We start from the raw sequence: 784 nt of genomic DNA on the forward strand, positions 1-784 counted from the left end.
GATGAGGCCGGCGAGCTCGACGCCGTTCATGCCGGGCATGATGACGTCGGAGAAGACGAGATCGACGGCAAATTCGTTCTCGCCGAGGATGGCGAGCGCCGCACTGGCATTGGCGACGCGCCGGACGACATAGCCGAGGTCCTCCAGCAGCTCGGTCGAGAACTGGCCGACGTCGTCATTGTCCTCGACCACGAGCACGCGGTAGCCGCGCCCGGTGGTCGCGGCTTCGCTGGTCAGCGCTGCGGCTTCGCTCTCGGCGGCCGGGCTCTGCGCCTGCGGAAGGTAGATCGTGAAGGTCGCGCCCTTGCGAGGTGTGCTCGTCACCGCGATGTCGCCCTCGGACTGCTTGGCGAAACCGAACGCCTGACTGAGGCCGAGGCCGGTGCCCTTGCCGACCTCCTTGGTCGTGAAGAACGGCTCGAAGATGGCGTCGATGTTCTCAGGCGCGATGCCACTGCCGGTATCCGCGACCGAGATCGCGACATAGTCGCCGCCACGCGCCGATTGCGCGCGCAGGCTCGGGATGCCCTGCACCTTGCGCACCGCGATGGTGAGGCGGCCTTCGCCGTTCATGGCGTCGCGGGCGTTGATGGCGAGGTTGATCAATGCCGTCTCGAACTGCGCGACGTCGGCGACGGTGAAACAATCGGCATCCTGAACCTCGACGCTGATCTCGATGCGGCCGCCGACCAGCGGACGGACCAGTTGCGCCACGCCCTCGACCTGGCTGCCGACATTGAAGATCTGCGGCTTCAGCGGCTGCCGTCGCGCGAAGGCCAGAAGC

General features: G+C 67.0%; 1 protein-coding gene. It reads right to left on the reverse strand.

From position 1 onward, the window contains the following. Window positions 1-784 (reverse strand): ATP-binding protein (locus AC1D00_RS43650; protein WP_477015002.1); only part of this gene is annotated, 784 nt, incomplete at both ends.

The sequence above is a fragment of the Bradyrhizobium sp. P2_E8 genome, assembly GCF_056403875.1.